The organism is Seonamhaeicola sp. MEBiC01930 (genome assembly GCF_045277075.1).
Lineage (GTDB): Bacteria > Bacteroidota > Bacteroidia > Flavobacteriales > Flavobacteriaceae > Seonamhaeicola.
The window spans coordinates 976,427-997,951 of sequence record NZ_CP104270.1 but is presented as its reverse complement, the minus strand read 5'-3'; the positions used below and the strand labels follow the sequence as shown (position 1 = coordinate 997,951).

General features: G+C 32.7%; 19 protein-coding genes. 8 read left to right on the top strand and 11 right to left on the bottom strand.

What is annotated here, in order from left to right:
* The first annotated feature begins 12 nt into the window (after window positions 1-12).
* From N1F78_RS04365 to N1F78_RS04345, 5 genes are all read left to right on the top strand, one after another.
* Window positions 13-1,536, top strand: a complete 1,524-nt coding sequence (locus N1F78_RS04365; RefSeq protein WP_406684967.1) for a helix-turn-helix domain-containing protein — start codon at window positions 13-15, stop codon at window positions 1,534-1,536.
* Between the two features lie 246 nt (window positions 1,537-1,782).
* A complete protein-coding gene (locus N1F78_RS04360; protein ID WP_406684966.1) occupies window positions 1,783-4,920 on the top strand; it encodes a SusC/RagA family TonB-linked outer membrane protein in 3,138 nt (1,045 codons plus the stop codon).
* 11 nt (window positions 4,921-4,931) lie between these two features.
* Window positions 4,932-6,398, top strand: a complete 1,467-nt coding sequence (locus N1F78_RS04355) for a SusD/RagB family nutrient-binding outer membrane lipoprotein (RefSeq protein ID WP_406684965.1) — start codon at window positions 4,932-4,934, stop codon at window positions 6,396-6,398.
* A 17-nt stretch (window positions 6,399-6,415) separates the two neighbouring features.
* Complete coding sequence (locus N1F78_RS04350) at window positions 6,416-7,261, top strand: hypothetical protein (protein WP_406684964.1); 846 nt, start codon at window positions 6,416-6,418, stop codon at window positions 7,259-7,261.
* Window positions 7,262-7,336: 75 nt separating this feature from the next.
* Window positions 7,337-8,788, top strand: a complete 1,452-nt coding sequence (locus tag N1F78_RS04345; RefSeq protein ID WP_406684963.1) for an aryl-sulfate sulfotransferase — start codon at window positions 7,337-7,339, stop codon at window positions 8,786-8,788.
* Between the two features lie 9 nt (window positions 8,789-8,797).
* Here the strand turns inward: N1F78_RS04345 and lspA are convergent, their stop codons facing one another.
* The 4 genes from lspA to N1F78_RS04325 all read right to left on the bottom strand — a co-directional run bounded on the left by lspA (window position 8,798) and on the right by N1F78_RS04325 (window position 11,471).
* Window positions 8,798-9,325, bottom strand: coding sequence for a signal peptidase II (gene lspA, locus N1F78_RS04340; RefSeq protein WP_406684962.1), 528 nt, complete (start codon window positions 9,323-9,325; stop codon window positions 8,798-8,800).
* The gene (gene fabD, locus N1F78_RS04335; protein WP_406684961.1) at window positions 9,326-10,219 is read right to left on the bottom strand and encodes an ACP S-malonyltransferase; all 894 of its coding nucleotides are present in this window, start codon (window positions 10,217-10,219) and stop codon (window positions 9,326-9,328) included.
* Window positions 10,220-10,288: 69 nt separating this feature from the next.
* Window positions 10,289-10,804 (bottom strand): DinB family protein, encoded by a 516-nt coding sequence (locus tag N1F78_RS04330; RefSeq protein WP_406684960.1) that lies wholly within the window; start codon window positions 10,802-10,804, stop codon window positions 10,289-10,291.
* A 4-nt stretch (window positions 10,805-10,808) separates the two neighbouring features.
* Entirely contained in the window at window positions 10,809-11,471 is a 663-nt protein-coding gene (locus N1F78_RS04325; protein WP_406684959.1) for a pyridoxamine 5'-phosphate oxidase family protein, read from the bottom strand.
* 95 nt (window positions 11,472-11,566) lie between these two features.
* Here N1F78_RS04325 and N1F78_RS04320 point away from each other — a divergent pair, with 95 nt between their 5' ends.
* Window positions 11,567-13,042 (top strand): PLP-dependent aminotransferase family protein, encoded by a 1,476-nt coding sequence (locus N1F78_RS04320; RefSeq protein WP_406684958.1) that lies wholly within the window; start codon window positions 11,567-11,569, stop codon window positions 13,040-13,042.
* A gap of 13 nt (window positions 13,043-13,055) precedes the next feature.
* Here the strand turns inward: N1F78_RS04320 and N1F78_RS04315 are convergent, their stop codons facing one another.
* A complete protein-coding gene (locus N1F78_RS04315; RefSeq protein ID WP_406684957.1) occupies window positions 13,056-13,970 on the bottom strand; it encodes a dihydrofolate reductase in 915 nt (304 codons plus the stop codon).
* Window positions 13,971-14,272: 302 nt separating this feature from the next.
* On the opposite strand from N1F78_RS04315, the gene N1F78_RS04310 reads away from it, so the two are divergent.
* Entirely contained in the window at window positions 14,273-14,569 is a 297-nt protein-coding gene (locus N1F78_RS04310; RefSeq protein WP_406684956.1) for an isoamylase early set domain-containing protein, read from the top strand.
* Window positions 14,570-14,770: 201 nt separating this feature from the next.
* Here N1F78_RS04310 and N1F78_RS04305 read toward each other — a convergent pair whose 3' ends face one another.
* The 6 genes from N1F78_RS04305 to N1F78_RS04280 form a co-directional block, all read right to left on the bottom strand.
* Window positions 14,771-15,232, bottom strand: coding sequence for a hypothetical protein (locus N1F78_RS04305; protein WP_406684955.1), 462 nt, complete (start codon window positions 15,230-15,232; stop codon window positions 14,771-14,773).
* A gap of 3 nt (window positions 15,233-15,235) precedes the next feature.
* Complete coding sequence (locus N1F78_RS04300; RefSeq protein ID WP_406684954.1) at window positions 15,236-16,060, bottom strand: thymidylate synthase; 825 nt, start codon at window positions 16,058-16,060, stop codon at window positions 15,236-15,238.
* Window positions 16,061-16,141: 81 nt separating this feature from the next.
* On the bottom strand, window positions 16,142-17,656 hold the full coding sequence (locus N1F78_RS04295; protein WP_406684953.1) for a NupC/NupG family nucleoside CNT transporter: 1,515 nt from the start codon (window positions 17,654-17,656) through the stop codon (window positions 16,142-16,144).
* Window positions 17,657-17,668: 12 nt separating this feature from the next.
* A complete protein-coding gene (locus N1F78_RS04290; RefSeq protein ID WP_406684952.1) occupies window positions 17,669-18,289 on the bottom strand; it encodes a bifunctional nuclease domain-containing protein in 621 nt (206 codons plus the stop codon).
* Between the two features lie 114 nt (window positions 18,290-18,403).
* The gene (locus tag N1F78_RS04285; RefSeq protein ID WP_406684951.1) at window positions 18,404-19,363 is read right to left on the bottom strand and encodes an electron transfer flavoprotein subunit alpha/FixB family protein; all 960 of its coding nucleotides are present in this window, start codon (window positions 19,361-19,363) and stop codon (window positions 18,404-18,406) included.
* Window positions 19,364-19,384: 21 nt separating this feature from the next.
* Complete coding sequence (locus tag N1F78_RS04280) at window positions 19,385-20,131, bottom strand: electron transfer flavoprotein subunit beta/FixA family protein (RefSeq protein WP_406684950.1); 747 nt, start codon at window positions 20,129-20,131, stop codon at window positions 19,385-19,387.
* Window positions 20,132-20,528: 397 nt separating this feature from the next.
* Here N1F78_RS04280 and N1F78_RS04275 point away from each other — a divergent pair, with 397 nt between their 5' ends.
* The gene (locus N1F78_RS04275; protein WP_406684949.1) at window positions 20,529-21,506 is read left to right on the top strand and encodes a pyruvate dehydrogenase complex E1 component subunit beta; all 978 of its coding nucleotides are present in this window, start codon (window positions 20,529-20,531) and stop codon (window positions 21,504-21,506) included.
* The last annotated feature ends 19 nt before the right edge of the window (window positions 21,507-21,525 follow it).

Sequence of the window (21,525 nt, the reverse complement as noted above, 5' to 3'; positions counted from 1 at the left end):
TAATTCGATCACATGCGAGACCTATCAAAAATAATCATATCACTATTGATGCTTTTATATATAAGTTATAGTTATGCTATAATTTATAATTCAAGTAAGTATCATTCTACTTTACAAATAGACAGTGTTATACAACAGCAAAATATTGAAAGAGTAAAAACTCTTGAATCCGCATTAAATTATTATGAAGAAGGTATTAAACTAAAACACTCTGATTCATTAAATTTATTAAAAAACCTAGCTTTAGCCCATGCCGAACTTAATAATCCCAAGGAAGCTGCAAATTTTACTGAAAAATATATTGAACAATCATCAGATATTTCAGTTTTAAATAATACTGTTTTTGAAAATGTCAAAGCAAGTCCTGAATTTTCAAAGTTAAATGGAAAGTATTCGCTTAAAATAACTTATTTGTCCTTATTTTACATATTTACTAGTTTTATTGGGTTGTTTATAGCAATTGTAATTAATTTTAGGAAAAGTGAAAACAGGTATAGTAATTTTCTAATTGGCCTCTTTGTGTTTTTACATTCCTTATTTATAATAAACTCTACTTTGTATATTACCAACTATATGTATAAAGTACCCCATTCTTTATTCATTACAGTTTCTTTTTCTTATTTGTACGGGCCTCTTCTATATTTTTATTTCAAATCAATAACTAAGAATCTTGTTTTTCGGATGTCTGATTTGCTTCACTTACTTCCTACTATAGCTATGATTATTTATGCGATTCCCGTATATTTTTTGAGTGGTAATGATAAATTAAGATTTATGATAAATAACAATACAGAATCTCCAGGGTTTTTTGTTGTTTTTTTAGTATTTACAAAATTTTTGTCATTGGCCATTTACACTTTTGCCATACATAGAATTTATGTTAATAATAAGAATGAAAATATAGGGTATTCTCCTATAGACTTGAAATGGCAATATATCTTGAAAAATATTAGTATTGCATATGTTGTTACTTATTTGTTGTACGGTTATGCAGGATTGTTTTATCCATATATTACCGCAGCTAGACACCCACAGGTTTTAATAATGTCTTTGTCTATATTATCTATAGCATTTGTAGCCTATATAAATCCAGAATTGTTTAGTAGCAAAACTCAAAATATTATTAATAGTTCCTTAGGTTTTAAGAAATATAAGAAATCCGGATTAACCCAAAATTTATCTATTGAACTAAAAGAAAATTTAATTCAATTGTTTAATGAAGAGAAGCTATATAAAAATAGTTCAATAAATTTAGACACCATAGCATCAAAATTAGAAACTACTAGGCATAGTGCATCTCAGGTAATAAATGAGCATTTTAATATGAATTTTTCCGAGCTAATAAATAAATTCAGAGTTAAAGAAGCTATAAATATACTTGAAGAAGATATTCATGGAAGTCTTAATATTATAGATGTTGCCTATGAGGTAGGATATAATAATAAAGTTACTTTTAATAAAGCCTTCAAAAAAGAGACTTCACTAACACCTTCAGAATTTATCAACTTAAGAATTAAGAAGAGATCTTACGCGTAAAATTAAAGTAAGCTATTATCGGAAAGGTAAACTATTATAGGTATTGCCGAAGAAAAATAGCATTATAACTTTCTTTATTCCTGCAATTGTAAAAGGTAAGGCGGTAAAAGAGCTTTACTATTAAGCTGGAGTTTCACTAAAACTTTGCTTTCTTTCTTATAGTATTTTTTTGAATTAGTCACTTAAAAAAATCTTCAACTGCCTTCCTTTTTTACAATCAGCAAAGACTAACTCAAAAATAATTTTATGAATGTAAAAAGTAATTACTTGTTGGCGTTGCTTTTGTTATTTAATGTAACAATGGTATTTGCACAAGAAAGAACAATTTCTGGATCAGTTTCAGATATTGCAGAATTACCTTTACCAGGAACAACTGTTTTGGTAAAAGGAACGACAAATGGCGTTTCAACAGATTTTGATGGGATTTATTCAATCACGGCAAATGAGGGTGAAATTCTAGTATTTAGTTTTGTTGGATATAAAACCCAAGAAATTAAAATTGGTGCATCAAATACCATAAATGTTACGATGCAAGAAGATGCTTCGGTACTACAGGAGGTAGTAATCACTGCATTAGGCTTATCAAAAGAAGAAAGAGCATTAGGGTATTCTGCTCAGTCTCTTAAATCTGATGTTATCACAGAAGGAGGGCAATCTAACTTAGTAAATGCCCTAAATGGAAAAGTAGCTGGGGTTAATATTACTAGCTCAAATGGGGCTCCTGGTTCTTCAGCTAATATTGTTATTAGAGGTTCTTCTAGTATTTCAGGGAGCAATCAGCCTCTTTTTGTGGTTGACGGTTTGCCAATAAGTAATAATACAGACAACGGGTCTCAGTTAGGTGTTCTAGATGGAACAACTTTTGAAGATTATGGAGAAACAGTTGGTACTAATAGAGCCGCAGATATTGATCCTAATGACATTGAATCTGTTACGGTTTTAAAAGGTGGAGCTGCAACAGCTATTTATGGAAGTAGAGCAGTTAATGGAGCTATAATAATTACTACAAAAAAGGGAAAGGCTGGAAATGGACTTAATGTTACATTTAGCACAAGTTATTCTATTGAAAAAGTTAATAAATACCCTTCATTTCAATATCAATACGGTAGAGGTAGAAGTGGTGATTATTCTAATGTAACTCACTGGAGTTGGGGGCCAGCTTATGATGACAACCCTACATTTCCTGCAGGAACGAATACAGATTTAGATGGTGATGGTGTTGCTGAAGATGTTTCAGGTCAAGCCATTCCAATTTTTAGAGATAATTACAAAAACTTTTGGGATGAAGGTCATACATTACAGACCTCAGTATCAGTTTCTGGCGGAGATGAAAAAGGAAATTTTTATGCTTCTATTGGAAGACAAGACCAAGAAGGTATAGTTCAGAATAGTGAGTACGAAAGAATAAATGCTACTATAAAAGGAGAGTATAACATTACTGACAAATTCAAGGTTGGAGGTTATGCAACATATGCTAATTCAAGAACGGTATCTATACAAGGAGGTGACACTGGTTTTGCTGGAATAGGATATTATCATCACATGTGGGATATAACTACTAGGCAATGGAAAGATGCCGAAGGAAATAGAACGTGGTTTAGTTCTACTGTAGCCGAACCTCAGTGGGTAGTTAATGAAGAACTAGAAAATGATGAAGTAAATCGTTTTATAGGCAGTGTAAATTTTTCTTATGATTTTGCAGATTGGTTAAAATTATCATATAGAGTGGGAATGGATACTTATGCAGATGATAGAAACCTGGTTAGACCAATTAGTTCTGTTAATACGACTAATAATGCAGGAGATCTTTATGAAATTAGAGTGAACAACAAAGACTTTAATTCTGATGTTTTATTGACTGGAAAGGTGAATTTGATGGATGATTTAGGTGTGTCTTATTTAATAGGTAATAATATTTATGAATCTTTATATGATAGATTGTATGTAAGAGGTGATGGGCTTTCAGTTCGGGGGTTTACAGATATTTCTAATGGTATTGCCATTACCTCAAATAATATTACCAATAGAAAAAGAACAATAGGTGTTTTTGGTGAGTTAAGTTTTGATTACCAAAACACATATTTTCTTTCTGTTACAGGAAGAAATGATTGGTCTTCAACCTTACCAGAGGGTGCTAATTCGTTTTTCTACCCTTCAATTAGTGGTGCTATTGTGGTGTCTGAACTTTTAAATGACATAGGTTGGCTTTCTTTTGCAAAAATAAAAGGATCATGGGCAGAACTTGGTAATGACTCTCAAGGTCTTTATGCTACTTCTGATGTTTATGCAAAAAGAGACCCTAATGTTTTAGGGAACCCAAAATTTACAGTTAGCAATGTACAGGGGAATCCAAATATAAAACCAGAAATTTCTTCAACTTGGGAAGTAGGAACAGAGTTGAAATTTTTGGATAATTTAATAAATATAGATTTCACTTATTATAATAGAACCACTGAAGATCAAGTTGTACAAGTGCCTTTGTCTTCCACAACAGGATATGCAGCGTATTATGATAATGCCGGTAAGGTAGTAAATAAGGGAGTGGAAGCTATTTTAAGTTTTAATAATATTATTAGAAATTCTGAGAATTTAAATTGGGATTTGCTATTCAACTTCACAAAAAATGAGAGTGAAGTTATTTCCATACCAGATGGTTTAGACGAAATTATTATTGGTTACGGTTACTTTAACGGTGCTAATATTGTAGCAAGACCAGGGCTTCCTTACGGAACATTTGTTGGGGTTGGCTATAAAAGAAATGATGATAGCGTGTTGCTGTTAGATGATGAAGGGTATCCACAACTTGCTACTGAAAACCTTGTGTTAGGTGATCCTAACCCTGATTGGGTACTTAATATTAACAATAGCATTTCTTATAAAGGTTTTACATTAAGTGCTATTATGGAGTTTAAAAAAGGAGGTCAAATTTTAAACGACTCCGAAGCAAACTTTAAATTTTATGGTTTAAGTAAATCTACGGAAGATCGTTATTACTCAGCAGATCAACCTAACGGTAATGCTACGGCGGTATTTGATGGTATTATAGAATCTACAGGTTTGCAAAGTGATGTAGCTGCTCCACTTACTAATGATTATTACCAAAGTTTAAACGCGCTGGTAGATGAAGCAAATATAGAAGATGCATCATGGGTGCGTTTAAGAAATATAAGTTTGTCTTATGAGGTACCTAAAACTTGGTTAAAAAATACAGGAATTTATGGTTTAGATGTTACTCTAAACGGAAGAAACTTATGGTTAGATACTAAGTATAAGGGTGTAGATCCAGAAACTAATGCTTTAGGAGCCGGTAATGTTCAAGGTGTAGATTTTGTTAATGCACCAGGAACAAAAAGTTATGGTGTTGCAGTAAGAGTTAAATTTTAAAAAAGATGAAAATGAAAAAAATATTTATAAAAATCTTTGTGTTTTCTATTCTTTTATGTTCGCAATCTTGCCAGAAAGAATCGTTAACGGAATTAAATATAGACCCAAATAATCCAGCTAATGTAGATCTTGGTTTAACATTTACAGCTGGAGCAGACTACATACTTTACAGGTATGGTCGTTTTACAAATGGAACAGATTGGGATGTTTGGACTGGATTATTTACTCAACATTTTGCTGGAAATCATGGTAGTGGTATTAATTATGATCAATATGAGATACGAAATAATGATGCACTTTGGGCTAGATGGTGGGATGGTTTTTTAGATTTAAAAAATGTAATAGAAAGAGGTGCCGAACAAGAAGCGTGGGGGCATGTAGGAGCTAGTAAAGTGCTTAGTGCTTTAGCCTTAGGAACACTTACAAGCTGGTATGGAGATTTACCTTGGTCTGAAGCCCTTCAAGGTGCAGCTATACCAACTCCAGTATTTGACTCTCAAGAGCAAATTTATACGACTATGTTCGCCTTATTAGATGATGCTATAACTGATTTTGGGAAAACTTCGGTAATAGCTATGGGTGTTGAGGATATAGTTTATAATGGAGATATAGAAAAATGGCATGCCCTTGCTTATGCGCTTAAAGCTAGATATGAAAATCACTTTAGCATTAAAGATCCATCGGGTTCTGCAACAAGGGCATTAGCCGCTATTCAACAGGCAAAAGCTTTAGGTTTTACTGGTTTTGATTCTGATTTAAAATTCACATATGATAATACAGGTGAATACCAAAATGGTTGGTATGATATGTTTGAGAATAATCAAATGATAGCTTCCGATAATTTTATGAGTTTATTAATTGATAATAACGATCCAAGACGATATTCATATTGGAATGATGTTGAGGTTACAGGTCAAGATGTAGGTTTTACGGGAAAATCTAATGGTTTCGGAACTTCAAATATTAGTTATTCTCCAATTGGCCCTAAAGGGTTTTATGGTAAAGCAGATTCGTTTCAATTAATTATGACACATTTTGAGCTGTTATTTATTGAGGCCGAAGCGGAGTTTAGGCTAAATGGTGCAACAACTGACGCAGCAACAGCTTTAAATGAAGCAATTACTGCTCACCTAAATTTGGTTATCCCTACAAATTCAGATTATATAACTGAATTTATGAGTTTAAAGCCTGATTATTTAGCGAATTTCGCAAGCGAAACTTCAGCAACTGTATCCATGGAAAAAATTATGCTTGAAAAATATAAAGCTATGGTAACTATGAATAGTGAAGCTTGGGTTGATGTTAGAAGACATAATTATCAATATCCAGATTATTTAGATATACCAGAAACTAAAGATGGTGTTGTTGTGGCTAATGAGTTTATTCAAAGATTATTATATCCACAAGAGTCTTTAAATTCAAACCCCAATACACCTAATGATGTTGATATTTTTGATAAGCTTTGGATTTTTCAATAACCTCTAATAAACACAATATGAAAAATATAAAAAATATAATCTTAATAATGACAATAGGGGTGTTTGTTAATTCCTGTGTTGTAGAAGACGGACAAAACCTTTTTTATTCTCCAGGTGAATATGGTGTATACCCTATTATTACTGATATAGAAAATGGTTTTTTTGATATTATAGATACCAGTTCTGCTCTGGTTGGTTTTACAGTAAATCCTTCTGAATCTGGTGGAGCTAAAGCTAATGGTTCGGGAGAAGTTCAAGTAAGTTTCAATGGTGGCGATTTTGTTAAAATTGATGATATTACCTCATTTCCATTTATAGCATCATATACTTTAGATGAAACGGTTGCAACTGTTGGTACTAGTGCAGGTAGTTTAACTTTAGACGATAGTTTTAGATTTCGGTTTTATTTTGATTTAACTGACGGCCAAAGAATGACTTCTGGGAGTTTCGTTAATGTACCAATGAACTGTGCGTCAGATTTTGGAGGTACGTTTGATTACGTATCAACTAATTTGGTAGCTACAAGCCCATTTGCAAGCTGTACATCTACATCAACAACAGGTACCGTAACTTTTGAGGACCTTGGTGGAGGATCATATTTGGTTTCAGATTTAGGTTTTGGACAGTATGATACATGTTGGGCAGATAGTCCAGCAACGAGTCCAGATGCTATAATTGTTGATTCTTGTTTAAAATTAACTACAGGAGGTTTAGATCAATATGGTTTGGTTTACATTTGGGTGATTACTGATATATCAGGCTCTTCCATGACAATTAGTTGGTCTAATGATTATGGAGACTCAGGTGTTGCTGTTTTAACAAGGCAAGATGGTAATGATTGGCCAGCACTGTATACGGAATAGAAAATGCTATTAATCAATTTTGAAAAACAGTTGCTCATATTATTTGAGTCAGCTGTTTTTTCTATATGATTATTTATGACAAGCTTAAAAAATACAATCTTTGCAATAGTTTTTTTGGGAGTGTTTTCTTGTGAAAAAGTTGAAGAGATTCAAGTTGAGACCATTCCTAAACAGGAAATTTTTCCGGAGATTGTTATTCCAGAAACCAATACTCTAGGTGTGCTTAAAAAAACCGATGGTGCATATGAAGGTTTTACTTTATTTCCATCTAATAAGAATGTTTTTTTGATTAATAATTGCGGAGAAGTTATTAATCATTGGGTTAGTGATTTTGATAGAGGTGGAGGCGTTTATTTATTGGAAGATGGGTCTATATTAAGAGCTGGTAAAATTGAAAACGAAAATATTTCAATTGGAGGTATAGGTGGTATTATTGAACATTTTGATTGGTATGGGAATTTAGTTTGGAGCTATAAGTATTCCGACGAAAACGTTTCTCAACATCATGATTTATATCCTTTGCCTAATGGTAATATTCTCTTATTAGTAGCTGAAAAAAAGTCAAAAACAGAAGCGATTCATAAGGGGAGAAATCCAGTGCTTTTAGAAGATGATGAAATTTATACTGAGCAAGTTATTGAAGTTAAGCCAGTTGGTTTTGATAATGCCGAAATAGTTTGGAAATGGGACATTTGGGATCATTTGATTCAGGATTTTGACAATACTAAATCTAATTTTGGAGTAGTGAAAAATAATCCGCAGCTATTAAATGTAAATTATGTAACGGTTGAAGGTGTGGGAAAAAAAGATTGGTTGCATTTTAATGCAATGCAATATAATAAAGAACTAAACCAAATACTTTTAAGCTCACAAGCATTGAGTGAAATTTATATTATAGATCATTCTACAACAATTCAAGAAGCTAAATCACATTCTGGAGGTTTAGCTGGTAAAGGAGGAGATATTTTGTATAGATGGGGAAACCCCAGAGTTTACGGCACTGATGAGAATCAAATATTATTTGGTCAACATTATCCTAATTGGATGCCTTATGGGGAAAATAAGGGTAAGATTATAATGTTTAATAACGGATTAGGTAGAGACCAAAATTTTTCTTCAGTAGATATAATAAATCCGCCAATTAGTATTAGTAATACTTATAAAATGCCTAATATTAATGAAAGCTTTTTGCCAAGAAATACTGAATGGACATATACAGATCCTACAGATAACTTAAACTTTTATTCTAGAATAATTTCAAGTGCGGAACAATTACCTAATGGTAATATTTTGATTTGTGAAGGAACAAAAGGTCATCTTTTTGAAATAAATGAAAATAAAGAAATTGTATGGAGCTATATAAATCCAGATTCAGCTAATGGAGTATTACAACAAGGAGAAAATCCAACCTCAAATTCAATTTTTAGAGCTAAAAAATATAGTGTTAATTATTTAGCGTTTAAGGATAAAGACATAACACCTAAAACTCCTATAGAATTGAATTATAATTTGGGAAATTGCAACTAAAAATAGCAACTATGAAGTTGTTGTTTTGGTGTTTTTCTTCTTATTAAATAAAGTAATAAATACAAGAATTATCATTCCGGTAGTTACAAATACATCAGCTACATTAAAAACTCCTGTTTTTAACGGACCACCTAAATCTATAAACCAAAAGTCAGTTACTTTTCCAAATACTATTCTATCAAAAACATTCGCAACTCCACCTCCAATAATACTTGAAAAGGCAAAGAGCGACCAATTATTAAGGCTTTTATCTTTGAAAACGTAACGGAGTACAAACCCTAGGACAAAAATTGGCAAAATCCATAATAATATAATTCTCAGGGTGTCATTTAACTCACTACCCATACCAAGAAACGCCCCTTTGTTTTCTACGTTCATTAGAAGAAAGTAATCGCCAATAATCGATTTTACCTCACCAGGAGATGTGCTAGATCTTAAATCTATATTTGCTCTTACCCAAACCTTAGAAATTTGGTCTAAGGCAATAGATAAAATAATGGTTAGCGAAATAAATAATGAGCGACTAGATAACTTCATTTATAAATTGCCTTCAAAAGTTGCAGAAGCGGTTTCAGATGCTCTATTAATTTTCTTCACTAATCCTTGTAAAACTTTACCTGGACCAACTTCAGTAAATAATGAAGCCCCGTCTTCTATCATTTGTTGTACAGATTGGGTCCAACGCACAGGTGCCGTTAATTGGGAAATTAAATTTGCCTTTATTTCAGATTCATCAATTACAGCGTTGGCTGTTACATTTTGATAAATTGGGCAGTTTGGTTTGCTAAAAGTTGTGTTTTCAATAGCAGCTGCAAGCTCTTCGCGGGCTGGTTCCATTAAAGGTGAGTGGAAAGCACCACCAACTGGTAAAACTAATGCTCTTCTTGCACCTTCTTCTTTTAACGCCTCACAAGCTTTGTTGATAGCATCAATTTCTCCAGAAATTACTAATTGTCCAGGGCAATTGTAGTTAGCTGCCACAACGGTGCCTTCAGTTACAGCACATATTTTTTCAACAATATCATCATCTAAACCTAAAACAGCAGCCATTGTACTTGGTTGTAATTCACAAGCTTTTTGCATAGCTATAGCACGTTGTGAAACAAGTTTTAATCCATCTTCAAAGTTCAAAGCTCCATTAGCAACCAATGCTGAAAACTCTCCTAATGAATGACCTGCCACCATATCTGGTTTGAAAGAGTTACCCAAAGTTTTAGCTAAAATTACAGAGTGTAAAAATATTGCTGGTTGTGTAACTTTAGTTTGTTTTAAATCATCAGCAGAACCTTCAAACATGGTGTCTGTGATGTTAAAACCCAAGATATCGTTAGCTTTTTCAAATAATTCTTGAGCTTCAGCAGAGTTTTCATAAAGGTCTAAACCCATTCCGGAAAACTGAGCGCCCTGTCCTGGAAATATATATGCGTTCATATTTTTTAAAAATTTACAAGCGCAAAAATACAATTTAAATTAATAATACTACTGCATTTATTATTTGTGTTAAGATATAATATAGCGCTCTTTTAAAATATTTAAATGATGTTTAGCATGACCAATAATAGTAAACCCTATAGCAAGAACACTAACTTTAATATCTGAACAAATTCCTGTTTGGCTTAAAGTGTTATTACTAAAACTTTTAAAAAGAGTAATGTTAGACTGCCTTACTAGTTTAAATTCTTGCAATAAATCTTCAACTGTTCTTTTACTTGCATTAGAGTTTTTAGCATATAAATTTTCATCAAAACCAATTAATGTTTTAGGTTCAGATCTTGATAATGCCAAGGCTCTGTAGGCAAAAATACGCTCGGTATCTATAATGTGTTGAAGCACTTCTTTAACGGTCCACTTTTCTGGTTGGTATTTGAATTCACCTTGTTTAATTAAGGTTTCGGTATATTCATCAAAAACTGAAATAGAACTACTGAAAGCTTCTATGATGTTTGTGTTTTGATCAACCAAATTTATATATCTGTCGTAATATTTTGGAGTAAATTTTAAATCTGCTATCGTCATTTTATTAAGATTGGTTTTTGTTATAATATTCTAAAATATGTTCAGGCGTTTGAGTTTCTTTAGGTAAAAGCACATCATTTATTGGTGCTTCTGCAATTTGTTTAATTGGTATTATTCCCGCCCAAGTAGGGTAATCTAAATCTGCTTTTTCATCAATAACGCCATCTGCTCTTACCTTAGCCGAAGCAGTTTGTATTTCTAATTCAAGAACTAAGGTGCTATTAAATTCTTTAGAATTCATAGGGCGTAAACTATCCCATCTATTGGGAATCATATAGTCTAGAACACATTTTAGTGCAGCCTCTTTTTCTGTAGCATTTTCAACTTTTTTTACGCTAGTAAAAAGTGTAGCAGACCTGTAATTTACAGAATGATGAAAACCAGATCGTGCTAAAACTAAACCATCTAAGTGCATAATGGTTAAACTAGCTTCTTTGGCTTCTAACAAAGCTAAAAGCATTCGGTTTTTAAGAGAACCGTGCAAGTAAATTTTATGTTCTATTCTGCCATAGGCCATTGGAATAGTTATGGCTTTTCCTTTATAATTATATGCTACGTGGGCGATGAATCCAGCGTCTAATATTGTATTAATTTCCTCTACATTGTAAGTGGCCCGATTAGGACCTCGTTTTACTTTGTTAAGTTCTGAGATTGAATAGTTACACATAACTTTTCGTTTTTGATTTAATATGTTTAAAACAAAATTACTAGTTTAGTGGACTGTTGTTTTCATCCAGTTTTAATTTTTTTAGTAGTCCAGATATGATTCCGTATAAAACCATTTTAATAATAGACAGGTCTAATAGGCAACCAATCTATTTACAATTAACACATCAGTTTATAGATTTAATAAAATCTAAAACAATACCTTCTAATACTAAATTACCAAGTTCAAGATTATTGTCAGATCTTGTTGGTGTTCATAGAAAGACTATAGTGGCTTGTTATGATGAGTTAATATTACAAGGTTGGATTATAAGTATTCCAAAAAAAGGAACTTACGTGAACAGTACTATTCCTGAATTGCAGCAACAATGGACAGATAATTTATTACAAAGTAGAGCAAAAATATCTGGTTTTAGTTTTAGTAAAAATGATATATTGCAAAGAACATTTCCGCAGGCTTTCCAAGATGATTTTATTTATGTAAACGATGGTGTCTCAGATGAAAGATTAACGCCTATAAAAGAGTTAGCTACAATTTACAGAAAATTGGCAGGTAAAAAAGAGACCTTGAAACATATTGGTTACGGGACAACTTTTGGCAATTTAAAATTACGGGAAGTATTAGTTGAATATTTAAACGAAACAAGAGGTTTAAATATAACGATAGACAATATACTAATTACAAGAGGTAGTCAAATGGGTATGTTTTTGGCATCTCAATTACTTATTGAAAATGAAGAGTATTTTATAATTGGTGAAACAAATTACAGTTCAGCAGATACAACGTTTCAATATGCAAATGCGAAGTTGTTACGTGTAAAAGTAGATGAAAATGGGTTGGATACTAAAGCTATAGAACAGCTTTGTAGAAGGTATAATGTAAAAGCAGTATATACAACATCTCATCATCATCATCCTACAACTGTTACGCTGTCGGCAGAACGAAGGATGCATTTATTAAATTTAGCTAAAACGCATAGTTTTGCCGTTTTAGAAGATGATTATGATTACGATTTTCATTATAATCATGCGCCTATTTTACCATTGGCTAGCCATGATACTAATGGTAATGTTATTTATGTGGGCTCTATATGTAAAACTGTGGCTCCTGTATTTAGGGTAGGTTATTTAATTGCTTCAAAAGATTTTGTTGATGAATGTGCAAATTTGCGCCGTTTTATTGATAGGCAAGGTGATGCTGTTTTAGAACTTACTTTTGCTCATTTTATAAAAGAAGGTAGTTTAGACAGACATATAAATAAAGTGGTAAGAGCGTATAAAGATAGAAGAGACTTTTTTTGTGAGTATTTGAAGCAAGAATTAGGAGATTATTTGTCATTTAAAACCCCGAAAGGCGGTATGGCAATTTGGGTAACTTTAAACAAGAAATATTCTTGGAAGGAAGTTGTAAAAATTGCCGCCCAAAACAAATTAATATTTTCTGAGTGGCAACGATATGATTCTGCAAATACAAACCATAATGCCGTTAGAATTGGGTTTGCACGTTATACGAAAGAAGAGGCTAAAGAGTTTGTGCTTAGATTAAAAAAAACAATTCTACAGTTAGTATAATATAACTCATTAATTATTTACGCTCATAAGTAATAAAAGAAAACTCGTAATCGTGCTTCTCATCTTTTTTATGAAACTCGTTAAAAGTTTCTTTCCAAATATTTGTGTCTATTTCAGGGAAAAACGCATCTGCTTCAAAAGTTTCATGAACTCTTGTAAGTTCAATTTTATCTGCAATTTTCATGGCTTGCTTATAGATTTCTCCACCACCAATAATAAAGGGTTGAGAGTCGCTATTTGAAGCCTCAATAGCTGCTTCAATATTGTTTACAATTATTACGCCTTCAGGAGCTTTGTAGTCTTCCTGCCTAGTTATTACCACATGCGTTCTATTAGGTAATGGTTTAGGAAAACTCTCAAAAGTTTTTCGACCCATAATTATATGATGACCGTTAGTTAATGCTTTAAATCGTTTTAAATCATTACTTAAATGCCATATTAGTTTATTGTCTTTACCAATCGCATTATTTTCAGCAGCAGCTACAATAATGGTGAGTTTTGTGGTTTTTGGTTTTTGAGTAATCTCCTCATTGTAAACTTCACTTTCTGCTATCAAAGGAGCTTCCTTTTTAAGATTATTTTTAATTTTTTCTATTCTATTTTTTTGTTCGTTCACCAATTTTTCCAATTGTTTTTGCTCCCAAGCTTTCCCCATAAATTTATTGGTAACAAACACATTAAATGTATGAAACATTAAAAAGAACAACCAAATAAAAATGGCGAATACAAACCAATCAATTTGAAAAAATTGTACATTTTTTCCAATACCTAAAACTGTATTGGCCGCGATTAAAAAAATGGAGCCAATTAAAAAAAATACAAAGTGAATGTACAAACGTTTCTTTTGTCTTATTCGTTGTTGTGCATTTTGAATAAGTTCTAACTGATCTTTATCTATTTCTGGAACGTTTTTTTTCTTACCGAACATACTTTTAAAATAATGGGTGTAAAGTTAATATTTTTATATGAGACCAATTGTGGCAATTTGTTACATAAAAAGCTTTTTTTCGAAAACGATTAAGTTGCAAAACTTCTGAATATCAGTGTGAAAAGTTCTATTTATGAGTTGATAATACATCAATTTTATGGTGGTTTTTTAATACACCTTAAAAATAATGAGGTGTAATATTAACAAATTAATAATTCTTAATGTATATGCAAATTTATTATATAACCTAGGGTTTTGTTTTATAAATTTGCATCATAAACAACACACAAAAATTTAAAGTTATGGCTATTAAAAAACAATATTTAAAAAGTAAACCTGTATGTAAAGTTACTTTTTCTATAGAAGCAGAAGAGGCAAAAAAAGTTTCTGTAGTAGGAAGTTTTAATGAGTGGAATGCAAAAAAGGCCCCTCTTAAAAAATTAAAGAGCGGAGTTTTCAAAGGCACTATTGATTTAGATAAAGACAATTCTTATGAGTTTAAGTATTTAGTAGATGGTGAGTATGTAAATGATGTTGCTGCCGATTCTTATGCTTGGAGTGAATTTGCAGGTGCTGAAAACAGCGTTGTAACTGTATAAGCTGAAAAAGAAAATTTATTTAAAAGCGTTTCCTTTTTAGGAAACGTTTTTTTTTGTCAAGAATTTGAGCGTTACATGGTTGGGTTGTGCTTTCGGCAAAAGTTTATCATAAACGAAGTTGAAATGTTCTTTGCGAGGGGCACTAACAAACCTACCTTGAGCGCTGTCGAAGTATACTTCAATCCCCATAGTAAAGGGGGATTATTTCTTTTCTTTTTTATCAGAATTATTAACATTGAAGTAAATAGGTAGCCTATAAATCATACTAATTGGTTTGAGACTATTTGTGGCTGGTTTTGACATTCTCGGAATTAACTGAATAACCCGTTTAGCTTCCTCTTCAAGTTTGGTGTGTGGTCCAGATACTTTGATATTGGTAACTTTTCCTAAAGTGTCAATTTCATAAAAAGTTTTGATTTTTATAAGACCATCTGGTAAATCTAAAGACCTAAATAATAACGTATCAAAGTTTTTACTTATTAATGTACGTATCTTAGCATTCATACATTTTTTTAATCTATAGTCCCTTTTGAGAGAATCACATCCAGGGTAAACCGGAAAGACTTCAATTGCAGGCCATTGATAATAAGTTGAGTCGATTTCTTCAATTTGAGCCTGAAGAAGTACCGTACTTAAAAATATAGGAAAAAAAAGAAATCTCATAACCTAAACCGCCACAACTCCTTTAATATGAGGGTGTGGGTTATAATCTACCAAAGTAAAATCTTCAAATTTAAAATCGAAAATATCTTTAATTTCTGGATTAAGAATCATTTTAGGTAGTGCTCTTGGTTCTCTAGAGAGCTGTAATTCTAACTGCTCAAAATGATTGCTGTAAATATGAGCATCGCCAAAGGTGTGAATAAATTCACCTGGTTGATATCCACAAACCTGAGCCATCATCATAGTAAATAATGCATATGATGCAATGTTAAAAGGAACACCTAAAAAGATATCGGCGCTTCGTTGGTATAATTGACAAGATAGTTTTCCATCAGCAACATAAAACTGAAAGAATGCATGACATGGTGGTAAAGCAGCTTTACCGTTTGCTACATTTTCGCTGAACGAAATTGAAGTATCTGGCAACACAGAAGGGTTCCAGGCAGATACCAGCATACGTCTACTGTTAGGGTTATTCTTTAAAGTATCTATAACCTCTTTTATTTGGTCAATTTCATCGCTATTCCAATTGCGCCATTGATGCCCATAAACAGGACCTAAATCTCCGTTTTCATCAGCCCATTCGTTCCAAATTCTAACCCCATTTTCTGTTAAATAGTTGGTGTTAGTGTCGCCTTTTATAAACCAAAGTAATTCATGAACAATAGATTTTAAGTGTAACTTTTTGGTGGTAACCATAGGAAAACCTTCGCTTAAATCAAATCGCATTTGATATCCGAAAACACTTTTAGTTCCGGTTCCTGTACGGTCTCCTTTTTCATTTCCGTTTTCTAAAACATGCCTTACTAAGTCGTGATATTGCTTCATGTAGTTTTTTTTCTGCGGAAATAAAAATATAAAAAAGCCTAAAAAATTAGACTTAAAGCTTAAGATGTTATAAGAAAGTTATTAACCAATAATCATACCCGCAATAGTGGCAGAAACTAAAGATGCTATGGTTCCTCCGAGTAAGGCTTTCATACCAAATTTTGATAGTAATTTACGTTGTCCGGGAGCTAAAGAGCCAATACCTCCAATCTGAATACCAATTGAAGCAAAATTAGCAAACCCACACAGCATATAAGTAGCCATAATCACAGACTTTTCAAATTTCAGATGGGTAGTGTTAGAAATATTTTTTAAATCCGCCAATTGAATGTAACCAACAAATTCACTTGCAGCTAATTTTATACCTAGAAGCTGTCCCATTAGCGCCATGTCTTCTTTTGCAACACCAATGAGCCACATTAAAGGCGCAAATGCATATCCTAAGATAAGTTCTAGAGATAAACTTTTATAAGGTGTATTGTCACCAACCCATGTATTAAGGTTAGAAATATCACCAACCCACCCTAAAATACCATTAAACATGGCAATAAAAGCAACAAAAACCAGTAGCATAGCACCAACATTTACTGCCAGTTTTAAGCCTTCCGTAGTTCCATTAGCTATTGCATCTAAAAAATTAGCACCAATTTTTTCCTGAGACACTTTTACCTCTGTATTGATGTTTTCGGTTTGAGGATATAATATTTTTGAAATCACTATAGCTCCAGGAGCTGCCATTACAGATGCCGCCAGTAAATGTTTTGCATAGAATAATCTTAAAACAGGGTCATCTCCGCCTAAAAAGCCAATGTAAGCAGCTAAAACTGCACCTGCAACCGTTGCCATACCTCCAACCATAACGAGTAATATTTCAGACTTATTCATTTTTTCTAAATAAGCCTTAATTAAAAGAGGCGCTTCTGTTTGACCCAAAAAAATATTTCCTGCTACACTTAAACTTTCAGCACCAGAAATTTTTAAAGCTTTTGAAAGTAACCAAGCCATAGCCTTTACTACCCATTGTATAACACCTAAATAGAATAGGACAGAGGTTAGAGCAGAAAAGAATAAAATAGTAGGTAATACCTGAAAGGCAAAAATGAAACCATAGGAGTTTACATCCATTAGACCACTAAACAAAAATTCACTTCCAGCCCTTGTAAATTCTAAAATTTCAACAAAGAGACCGCCAATAAATTCAAAAATGGCCTTTACAAATTCTACCTTCAATACACCAATAGCAATTAATAATTGAAAAGCTAAGCCAATACCAACAATTTTCCAATTAATAGCTTTTCTGTTACTGCTAAAAAGAAAAGCAATAAATACTAGTACAAGCATTCCTAAAACACCTCGCCATAAACTATTAAATGAAAAGCCTTGACTTGGTATTATTTTAGTAACTGTAGAAGGTGTTGGAGTTACTTCGTTTTTAGCAGAGTGATCTACTAAAGTAGTAGTAGAGGTGCTATTAATTTCAGTTGTAGAAACTTCAATGTTTGCTTCCTGCAATGTTGTTTTTTCTGTTTCTTGTGCAATTGTTGTAGTTGTGGAAATTAATAGGGCTGCAAAGAAAAATAGAAAAAACTTTTTCATATTTTAAATGGTTTATTTTCGTTTGGAAATCTCGTCTCTAATATGAGCTGCTTTTTCGTAGTCTTCATTTGCAACAGCTTCATCAAGTAGATTTTGTAATTCTTTTAAAGTTTTACTTGAATAGTTTTCTCGAGGTGTCTCTTGTTCCAATTCACTAGCTACTAAATCATCTACCAATATACTATCCTCTTTTGATTCTTCATCTCCTTCCTTTGGGTTAACTTTTAAGTAAATTCCAGCCTTGTCTAATATGTTTTTATAAGTGAAAATTGGAGCTTCAAAACGTAATGCAAGAGCAATAGCATCACTGGTTCTAGCATCGATAATTTCTTCAATTTTATCACGCTCACAAATTAGGCTGGAGTAGAAAACACCATCAACAAGTTTGTGAATAATAACTTGCTTGACAACAATGTCAAATCTGTCAGCAAAGTTTTTGAATAAATCATGAGTTAATGGTCTAGGAGGTCTAATTTCTTTTTCTAAAGCTATAGCTATAGATTGTGCTTCAAAAGCACCTATAACGATAGGTAGTTTTCGGTCTCCATCTACTTCATTTAATATTAATGCGTATGCGCCATTTTGTGTTTGACTATACGAGATTCCTTTAATATTTAATCTTACTAAACTCATAATTTATAAAACACAAAGAACTGCTTAAATTAGGACTTTACCAAACGCCTTCAGTAGATTTGGATGAAATACAATTTAAGCAGCCTTTAGTTAATACAATTTATAAAAAATAATTTATTCTTGTGCTTTAAAAGCTTTTAATTTGTCTATGAGTTGAGGTACAACTGTAAAGGCGTCACCAACTACGCCATAATCTGCGGCTTTAAAGAATGGGGCTTCTGAATCAGTGTTAATTACCACTTTTACTTTAGAGGCACTAACTCCTGCTAAGTGTTGGATTGCACCAGAAATTCCTATGGCAATATATAGGTTTGAGGCTACCGGCTTTCCTGTTTGACCAACATGCTCACCATGAGGTCTCCACCCTAAATCTGATACGGGTTTAGAACAAGCCGTAGCAGCACCAAGTATGTTGGCTAATTCTTCAATCATTCCCCAGTTTTCAGGACCTTTTAAACCACGCCCACCAGAAACCACAATATCAGCATCTGCAATGGTTACTTTGTCTGTTACTTTGTCAACAGATTCAACGGTAATATTTGATTCAGCAATTGAAGGTTCAAAATTTTCTTCTGAAGCGTTTCCTGAAGTTTCAACTAATCCAAAAGCATTACTAGAGACACCAATTATTTTCACATCGGTGTTTATTTGAGTTGTTTCAAAAGCCTTGTTAGTAAAAGCATTTCTTTTTACTGTTAAGGGAGATGTGCTACTAGGTGTTTCAATAACATTTGAGGCATAACCTGCATTTAATCCAACTGCTAAAAGCGGTGCTAAATATTTACTATCTGCACTTGAACTTAATATAATAATTTGTGCACCTTCTTTTTCTGCTGACTGTTTTAAGGTGTCAGCATATAATTTGGCGTTAAATGATTGTAAAGCATCTTTTGAAATATTTAAAACTTTATCAACACCATAATTCCCTAATTTTGATGTGTCATTGGCATTTATTGCCACTGCTGTAACTGTTGTTCCTAATTGGTTAGCCACTGCTTTGGCGTAAGAAGCTACTTCTAAAGCACCTTTTTTAAAGGTTCCTTGATCTGATTCTGTATATACTAAAACTGACATTTTATTTTTTTAAAAAATTGATTAAATAACTTTAGCTTCGTTATGTAGTAAACTAATTAGCTCATCTAAATTATCTTCAGAAACTAATGTTACGGCACCTTTAGGAGCCGGTTTTTCAAACTTAACCGAGGTTGTTTCTGGGTTACCATCTAAAGGGTCTATTACTGTAAGTGGTTTTTTTCTCGCCATCATAATACCCCTCATATTAGGTATTCTTAAATCGCTTTCTTCAACCAATCCTTTTTGTCCCCCAATAACTAACGGTAATGATGTTGAAACCGTTTCTTTACCACCGTCAATTTCTCTTGTTACTTTAGCGGTATTACCTTCAACTTCCATTCCAATACAGTTATTAACAAAATTTGACTGTGTTAATCCTGCAATAATACCAGGAACCATACCGCCATTATAGTCAATTGATTCTCTTCCTGCAATTACTAAATCATAACCACCATCTGTTACTACCTTAGCCAATTGCCTTGCAACCGAAAAACCATCTGTAGCCTCAGTATTAATACGTATAGCTGCATCAGCACCTATAGCTAAAGCTTTTCTTAAGGTTGGTTCTGTTTCTGCACTTCCAACATTTATGACTGTGACATTGGCGCCTTGTTTTTCTTTAAACCACATGGCACGAGTTAAGCCAAATTCATCGTTCGGGTTTATTACAAATTGAACACCAGTAGTGTCGAATTTAGAGTCATCTTCTGTGAAATTAATCTTTGATGTAGTGTCTGGAACATGACTAATACACACTAATATTTTCATTTTTTAAAGTATTTTTTTGTTGTATTTATTTTTGAAAATTCAAGTATAGTAGATGATTAACGCCAATATTTCAGACGAATATCTGAAATGAATTTTACAATTGTGCGAAGGTAATTATTTTATTCTGAATATTTACTATGCGCGCATAGTAAATTTAAAAATATTTATTCGAGAACATAATATGGTGTATCAATTTTTTATCTAAAAATAGGACTGAATTCAATTATCTTAAGAATGGATAAAAGAATTTCATCTTGTTTACACTATCAATTTTTCAGTTTACCTAGATGATTTATGTAAAATTATTAATTTTTATCTGTCAAAAATTTAACTATAGGTTTTTATGCTATTAATTAGCAATAATTCATATTTTTGTATCCTCAATAAAATCAATTTAATGAAGACAATTCAATTTAGAGAGGCTATTTGTGAAGCCATGAGCGAAGAAATGCGCAGAGATGAAAGCGTATATTTAATGGGAGAAGAAGTTGCCGAGTATAATGGAGCTTATAAGGCATCAAAAGGAATGTTAGATGAGTTTGGTCCAAAACGTGTTATTGACACTCCAATTGCTGAACTTGGTTTTGCTGGTATAGCAGTGGGGTCTACCATGACAGGTAATAGGCCAATTGTTGAATATATGACCTTTAACTTCTCTTTAGTTGGAATTGATCAAATTATAAATAATGCTGCTAAAATTAGACAAATGTCTGGTGGGCAATTTAAATGCCCAATTGTATTCCGTGGTCCTACAGCATCTGCTGGTCAATTAGGAGCTACGCACTCACAAGCTTTTGAAAATTGGTTTGCAAATACACCAGGTTTAAAGGTAGTTGTACCATCTAATCCTTATGATGCAAAAGGATTGTTAAAAGCAGCAATTCGTGATGAAGACCCTGTTATTTTCATGGAAAGTGAGCAAATGTACGGAGACAAAGGAGAAGTGCCGGAAGGAGAGTACATTTTACCAATTGGTGTTGCAGATATTAAGCGTAAAGGAGATGATGTAACTATTGTGTCTTTTGGAAAAATTATAAAAGAAGCCTATAAAGCTGCTGATGAATTGGAAAAGGAAGGTATTTCTTGTGAAATTATTGATTTACGCACCGTTCGTCCAATGGATAGAAAAACTATTATAGAGTCTGTTAAGAAAACCAACAGGTTGGTAGTTTTAGAAGAAGCATGGCCTTTTGGAAGTGTAGCCACAGAAATTACATATTCTGTACAAGCAGAAGCTTTTGATTATTTAGATGCGCCAGTTGTGAAATTAAATACAGCTGATACACCTGCACCTTACTCACCAGTATTATTGAAAGAGTGGTTACCAAATAGCGATGATGTTATTAAAGCAGTAAAGAAAGTATTATACCAATAAAATAAACCTTTTTACGTTA